General features: G+C 58.8%; 7 protein-coding genes. 6 read left to right on the plus strand and 1 reads right to left on the minus strand.

Going from position 1 to position 6,139, the window contains the following annotated elements:
* Nucleotides 1-98: 98 nt before the first annotated feature.
* The 6 genes from V7Z75_RS11745 (at nucleotide 99) to V7Z75_RS11770 (ending at nucleotide 4,781) form a co-directional block, all read left to right on the plus strand.
* Nucleotides 99-1,772, plus strand: coding sequence for a PRTRC system ParB family protein (locus tag V7Z75_RS11745; protein WP_334108862.1), 1,674 nt, complete (start codon nucleotides 99-101; stop codon nucleotides 1,770-1,772).
* A 62-nt stretch (nucleotides 1,773-1,834) separates the two neighbouring features.
* Complete coding sequence (locus tag V7Z75_RS11750; RefSeq protein ID WP_334108863.1) at nucleotides 1,835-2,311, plus strand: PRTRC system protein E; 477 nt, start codon at nucleotides 1,835-1,837, stop codon at nucleotides 2,309-2,311.
* A gap of 9 nt (nucleotides 2,312-2,320) precedes the next feature.
* Nucleotides 2,321-2,530 carry a PRTRC system protein C gene (locus V7Z75_RS11755; protein ID WP_334108864.1) on the plus strand — a complete coding sequence of 70 codons (210 nt, stop codon included), beginning with the start codon at nucleotides 2,321-2,323 and terminating at the stop codon, nucleotides 2,528-2,530.
* A 110-nt stretch (nucleotides 2,531-2,640) separates the two neighbouring features.
* A complete protein-coding gene (locus tag V7Z75_RS11760) occupies nucleotides 2,641-3,732 on the plus strand; it encodes a PRTRC system protein F (RefSeq protein ID WP_334108865.1) in 1,092 nt (363 codons plus the stop codon).
* Nucleotides 3,733-4,452 carry a PRTRC system protein B gene (locus tag V7Z75_RS11765; RefSeq protein ID WP_334108866.1) on the plus strand — a complete coding sequence of 240 codons (720 nt, stop codon included), beginning with the start codon at nucleotides 3,733-3,735 and terminating at the stop codon, nucleotides 4,450-4,452. It abuts the gene before it with no gap.
* Nucleotides 4,452-4,781, plus strand: coding sequence for a PRTRC system protein A (locus V7Z75_RS11770; RefSeq protein ID WP_334108869.1), 330 nt, complete (start codon nucleotides 4,452-4,454; stop codon nucleotides 4,779-4,781). The genes V7Z75_RS11765 and V7Z75_RS11770 overlap by 1 nt, the downstream gene beginning before the upstream one ends.
* 174 nt (nucleotides 4,782-4,955) lie before the next feature.
* On the opposite strand, the gene intI1 is transcribed toward V7Z75_RS11770, so the two are convergent.
* On the minus strand, nucleotides 4,956-5,969 hold the full coding sequence (gene intI1, locus V7Z75_RS11775) for a class 1 integron integrase IntI1 (RefSeq protein ID WP_334108867.1): 1,014 nt from the start codon (nucleotides 5,967-5,969) through the stop codon (nucleotides 4,956-4,958).
* Between the last annotated feature and the right edge of the window lie 170 nt (nucleotides 5,970-6,139).

Raw genomic sequence — 6,139 nt, forward strand, 5'->3', positions numbered from 1 at the left:
CAAAGCCCGCTTTGCCTCTGTTTTCAGGGGCTGGCGGGCTTTTTACATTCAGCTTGATGCATCTCCCGGTTGCAGCACTAACCAACCAGGAGAAGGAAATGCAAACCGTTCAGATCTCGGAAATTGTCGTTGGCAACAACCCGCGGAAGTTCTTTGACCCTGCGGAGATGGAGGAGCTGACCGCTTCGATCCGCGAGAAGGGGGTCATCCAGCCGATTCTCGTTCGTCCCTTGCTGGACGGCGGGTACCAGGTTGTCGCTGGTGGTCGCCGCTACGCGGCAGCTAAGGCGGCACATGGGGATGACTACCCCATGCCCGTTGTCATCAAGGATCTGGACGACGATGAAGCCGAAGAACTGGCGCTCATCGAAAACGTTCAGCGGGCGGACATGTCGCCAGCAGAGGAAGCTGAGGCGGCCGCGAAAATCCTGGCTCGCTCAGAAGGTGATCGGGACGATGCAGCGCGGCGCCTTGGCTGGAGTCGGGCCACCCTCGACAAACGCCTGGGCCTGATGAACGCCACGGACGCAGTTCGCTCTGCGCTCGCTGAGCGTCGCATCAAGTTGGGCCACGCCGAGTTGTTGGCGGGTCTTCCGCGACCAAAGCAAGACGCTGTTCTTGGGGCACTTCTCAAGGCTCCCGAGCTTGTCGGTGTCGGTGAGTTCAAGCAGCAAATCCAGAAGCTCGCCAACGCGTTGTCGACGGCGGTATTCGACAAGACGGAGTGTGCGCAATGCCCCCACAGCAGCGGGAATCAGCAAGCGCTCTTTGGGGAGGCCGTCGAAGATGGCCATTGCACCAACCGTGAGTGCTGGGACGGAAAGACCGAAGCGGCGCTCGACGAGATTCGCAAAGGGCTTATCGAGGACTTTCCTGAAGTCAGGATTGTTCGCCCCGGTGAGAACTTCACCGTCATCAAGCTCGTCGCCGAAGGTGGTTCTGGCGTCGGTGATGTTCAGGCTCAGGCCTGCCGTTCCTGCGGCAAGTTTGGGGCGGCCATCAGCGCGGTGCCCGGCAAGGTGGGCAAGGTCTTCAAGGACTTGTGCTTCGACTCTGCATGTAACGCCGAGAAGGTGAAGGCGAATCATCAGGCGATCGTTGCAGCCGCTCAACCGGCTCAACCCGCTGCGCCTACCCCGGGAGCAACAACGACTGGCTCAGCGAGCAACACATCGCCCGCTGCGAAACCTGTAACTCAGAAGAAGGCTGCTGAGGTGCAGGACTCCACGCGGGTCAAGGAGTATCGGGCGAAGGTCTGGCGATCTGCATTGGCCAAGCACCTCTACATGAATCCCGAAGTTGGGGAGCGTGTTCTGCTTGCCCTTTGCATGAGTGGGGATGCGCGTCACATCAGCGCAACTCAGCTTGGCAAAGCGTTCGCCAAGCTCACTCAAGGGACGTCGTCCAGTCTGTCTTTGACAGTGGCGCTGACCCAGGTCGGTGAAGCAAGCGACGAGGTTGTCTCCAAGCTGAAGGTCATGTTGCCGGCCGCAACCGCAGAGGGGCTCGAGGAGCACAAGGTGGTCGCGCTGCTCAACGAGCTGAAGGTGAACCTCGCGGATCACTGGACGCTTAACGCCGACTACCTGGGGTTGCTCACCAAGAGTGAGATCAAGGTCGTGGCCGAGCAAATCGGGCTTGCCGCACATATGGGCAAGGATCTGGACAAGGCTCTCGGGGAGAAGAAGGACGAGTGCGTCAAGAAGCTGTTGGCCGTATCGGGCTTTGACTATGCCGGGAAGCTTCCGGCGAACGTGATGTGGAAGGCGTAACGCCTTTTTCAATGCAGGAAGGCCTGGTTGCAGGCCAGGCCCTTAAATCAAGGAGAAATGGGATGTTTGAAACGTTGAAGTCGTTCCTGGCGAGCAATACCGCCACCCTGATGCTGACGTCAGAGGGTGACCAGATCACCGTCACGGTGATCCCAAAACCCAAAGCGGAAGGTGATCCGGCGCTGAAGACGCCCCTGGTGATCTCCGGCACCACTGCGGAGCTCGACGAGGGCTTTGCCGGTGTGCTGGCGGGCTACGTGAGTGCTCACAAGAGCCTTGCAGAGCAGCTGGCCGAAACCCAAGCGGTCCTGGATCGCGCAAAGAAGGAAAGCGCGGCCAAGGCGGTCAAGGGGGCACCCAAGGCAGCAGGGCCCAAAGCGGTGACGCTCGATGAGCTCACTGACGAAGGCGATGAGGACGTCGATGGTGATGCTGAGGAAGTGGGTGAGGCGCAAGCCAAGCCTGCGGCTGTTCAACAACCAGTTGCCAAGGCCAAGACGGAAGTCTCTTCCGCGCTTGACCTGGCCAGCCTGCTTTAAGGGGGCGTCATGGCGATCCAAGTTGAAGAAGCCGTTCGCGAGTTCCACTACAACGGAACCTGTCTTGGTGATCCGGGTAAGGGGATGTCGGTAAATCAGGTTCGGGATCTTTACTCCGCAACCTTCCCGGAGCTCACAAGCGCGGTGGTCGAAGGGCCGACGCGAAAGGGGAACAGGTTGATCTACGAATTCCGGCGTGCAGCAGGCACAAAGGGGTGATTTATGAGTTCGCTGAAGGATAGGCTTGAGGCCATCTCCAAAGGCGAAATCATCGAGACGGGAAGCACAGTTTCTGTGCTTCCCGTTTTTAATGATAAGGAGATGACGAAATGCGTTGCCGCACTTTTGCAGTTAGTCGAAAGCTCACAGAGGAGTTCGGCGTCAGCGGTTCGGCTCCGGCCCCCGTCCAACGCCATTCACATGATCCTCTGAGGCTGCCCAGAAGCTGCGCGGCCCCTGGTGCTTATGTTGAGCATGCATCCGAGGGGTTGCCGTTGGCCAATCTTGCCTTGGCGTTGTACGACGAGGGCCTTGTTACCGAGAAAGACTCCGAGGAACGGTTGCCCGAGCTTGTAAAGGTGGGTTTGAAGCGTCTGATGGAAGCGGTCTTGGGTGATCTTGTTTTTGTTGCACCTCTGGACCTGGCCGTTTCAAGCACGCTGAGTGGATGCGAAGGGTATTCGGTCGAGGAAGGTGAGCATGTTCCCCAGACCTATTGGTTGGCTCTTGAGCTCAACCCCGACTTGGAGACCTGTCTGGTCGGAAGCCGGCTGCTCGCACTCGAGGAATCGGTCCCAGGTTTGGGTAGGACTGCACTTGAGGTAGCGCAGACAGCAGGGGCTAGAACGGCGGGTTGCTGGTCACCGCTTTTCGTTCAAGAACTGGCCTCGTACATCTACTGGCGGGGAGCGTCTTCCCAGGAGGAATGGATCGAAGAGCTCGAGAGTTCGGGAGAAGACCCCGAGGAATACAGTTTCTCACCGGAGCAGTATGAGGACGGGTTCCCGGTCGATTGGGCGATCTCTACGAAAAGGGTGCTCGATGGTTTCTCTCTTATCCAGGCGCTTGATCATCCAGATCCCACGGTCGGGGATGTTGCCGAAAAATTGTGCGAGGTGATCCGGTTAATGGATCAGGGGGCGATGTTTCCCGGTGCGCAGGAGACAGATCGCGAGCCGGTATATCGCGGTGCTCTGATTCGTTGGGATGGGGACGATCCTGTCCAGCAGGTCATTGATGACCATATCGAGTATGCCAATCAAGGTTGTGACGGATACACCACCTTGTGCTCGGTATGGGACGTGAAGATCACGCGAGAAGCCTTTGCGGAGTGGCTCAAGCGCTACCGCTTGGGTCTGCAACTTTACAAATCGCTCGACCAGCTTCTTGTCATGCTGCATACGTGCGAAAAGGAGGAATAAATGCAAGTCAGCGTCAACACCGAAGAGGTGCCATACCGGGCCTCGCACGCGATCCTGCTCTACGGGCAGCATCGTCCAGGTTATGCCTCAGTGCATGACGTGGAGGTGGATTCATCGGGGGAGCTTTCGATTGAAGCTGGTGTGCCGGCAACAGTCGACGGTTTGAGGAAAATGTTTGACTCCCTCGATCCGTCCAGAAGCGCTCGGCCTGTCTTCCTCGAGCCGAACATCCTGTCGCAAGGACCCGGATGGCTTGTATGGTGGATGAGGCCTCAAACACGACGTGTCTGGTTCGAAAGCAAAGAAATCCAGGTCGAGACAGCAGATGTTCCGCATCCCGGCCTGGTGTTTGCTGTCACAAGCCGCCAATGGCGAGTTTTTGCTGTTAAAGGCAAGTCCAGACCTCGGCCAGGAACCAAGCTCTATCAGGCGCCCTACTGGAACGTCTGGAAGGGTGGTGGCATCTGCGTGGGCTCTGCACAGACACCAAGTGCAGGCGTCCAGGCCGATCCGGCGGACTGGGAGGAGAGCTTCTTCTCGAGCCGTTTCTCGCATCCGAACATCCATGAGCAGAACTTGCTTGTGAAGTACAGGGGCGGTTCCGCGAAGTTCTGGAACGCGATGCTCAAGGGGAAATTCAAGGCCTTTCCGCTGGATACGCTTGTGCCAACAGAACTGACCGTCAGGGATGTTCTGGCTCAGATCGGGAGGGATGTTTGATGGACCCTCGAGATGCGGCGTTACAGGCCCTCACGCCCACCGTGATGGTGCCGCGGTTCGGTGAGTTCGAACCGCTGGCCCAGCCAGGGCATCGTTTTCTGGCAGGGCAGAACGGGGACTGGCTTGAGGTGCGTCGAGCGTGGCTGTATGCACGTATGCCGCTCACAAAGGCTTCTTCTGTGGTGAAGCCATACGGCACGGTCACTGCCAGTCTGGAGTGGATGTGTCCGCCGATCCCGCTTGCGCTGTTTGAGCGTTTTGCAGGAATGGCGAGAGAAAGCTGTCCGCTCGAGGCGGCCGGTGTCGTTTTCAGAAGACGGCTGCACTGAACGTCAGAAGCCGACTGCACTATAGCAGCGGAGGGGTTGGATCCATCAGGCAACGACGGGCTGCTGCCGGCCATCAGCGGACGCAGGGAGGACTTTCCGCAACCGGCCGTTCGATGCGGCACCGATGGCCTTCGCGCAGGGGTAGTGAATCCGCCAGGATTGACTTGCGCTGCCCTACCTCTCACTAGTGAGGGGCGGCAGCGCATCAAGCGGTGAGCGCACTCCGGCACCGCCAACTTTCAGCACATGCGTGTAAATCATCGTCGTAGAGACGTCGGAATGGCCGAGCAGATCCTGCACGGTTCGAATGTCGTAACCGCTGCGGAGCAAGGCCGTCGCGAACGAGTGGCGGAGGGTGTGCGGTGTGGCGGGCTTCGTGATGCCTGCTTGTTCTACGGCACGTTTGAAGGCGCGCTGAAAGGTCTGGTCATACATGTGATGGCGACGCACGACACCGCTCCGTGGATCGGTCGAATGCGTGTGCTGCGCAAAAACCCAGAACCACGGCCAGGAATGCCCGGCGCGCGGATACTTCCGCTCAAGGGCGTCGGGAAGCGCAACGCCGCTGCGGCCCTCGGCCTGGTCCTTCAGCCACCATGCCCGTGCACGCGACAGCTGCTCGCGCAGGCTGGGTGCCAAGCTCTCGGGTAACATCAAGGCCCGATCCTTGGAGCCCTTGCCCTCCCGCACGATGATCGTGCCGTGATCGAAATCCAGATCCTTGACCCGCAGTTGCAAACCCTCGCTGATCCGCATGCCCGTTCCATACAGAAGCTGGGCGAACAAACGATGCTCCCCTTCCAGAAAACCGAGGATGCGAACCACCTCATCCGGGGTCAGCACGACCGGCAAGCGCCGCGACGGCCGAGGTCTTCCGATCTCCTGAAGCCAAGGCAGATCCGCGCACAGCACCTTGCCGTAGAAGAACAGCAAGGCCGCCAATGCCTGCCGATGTGTGGATGCCGAAACCTTACGCTCGTTCGCCAGCCAAGACAGGAATGCCTCGACTTCGCTGCTGCCCAAGGTTGCCGGGTGACGCACACCGTGGAAACGGATGAAGGCACGAACCCAGTGGACATAAGCCTGTTCGGTTCGTAAGCTGTAATGCAAGTAGCGTATGCGCTCACGCAACTGGTCCAGAACCTTGACCGAACGCAGCGGTGGTAACGGCGCAGTGGCGGTTTTCATGGCTTGTTATGACTGTTTTTTTGTACAGTCTATGCCTCGGGCATCCAAGCAGCAAGCGCGTTACGCCGTGGGTCGATGTTTGATGTTATGGAGCAGCAACGATGTTACGCAGCAGGGTGACGGTGTTCGGCATTCTGAATCTCACCGAGGACTCCTTCTTCGATGAGAGC

It is taken from the genome of Methylobacillus sp. (assembly GCF_036844465.1).
GTDB lineage: Bacteria > Pseudomonadota > Gammaproteobacteria > Burkholderiales > Methylophilaceae > Methylobacillus.

Excerpts from the sequence above, each read along its gene's own strand:
- V7Z75_RS11745 (WP_334108862.1), top strand. The coding sequence starts at position 99 with ATGCAAACCGTTCAGATCTCGGAAATTGTCGTTGGCAACAACCCGCGG.
- V7Z75_RS11750 (WP_334108863.1), top strand. The coding sequence starts at position 1,835 with ATGTTTGAAACGTTGAAGTCGTTCCTGGCGAGCAATACCGCCACCCTG.
- V7Z75_RS11755 (WP_334108864.1), top strand. The coding sequence starts at position 2,321 with ATGGCGATCCAAGTTGAAGAAGCCGTTCGCGAGTTCCACTACAACGGA.
- V7Z75_RS11760 (WP_334108865.1), top strand. The coding sequence starts at position 2,641 with ATGCGTTGCCGCACTTTTGCAGTTAGTCGAAAGCTCACAGAGGAGTTC.
- V7Z75_RS11765 (WP_334108866.1), top strand. The coding sequence starts at position 3,733 with ATGCAAGTCAGCGTCAACACCGAAGAGGTGCCATACCGGGCCTCGCAC.
- V7Z75_RS11770 (WP_334108869.1), top strand. The coding sequence starts at position 4,452 with ATGGACCCTCGAGATGCGGCGTTACAGGCCCTCACGCCCACCGTGATG.
- intI1 (WP_334108867.1), bottom strand. The coding sequence starts at position 5,969 with ATGAAAACCGCCACTGCGCCGTTACCACCGCTGCGTTCGGTCAAGGTT.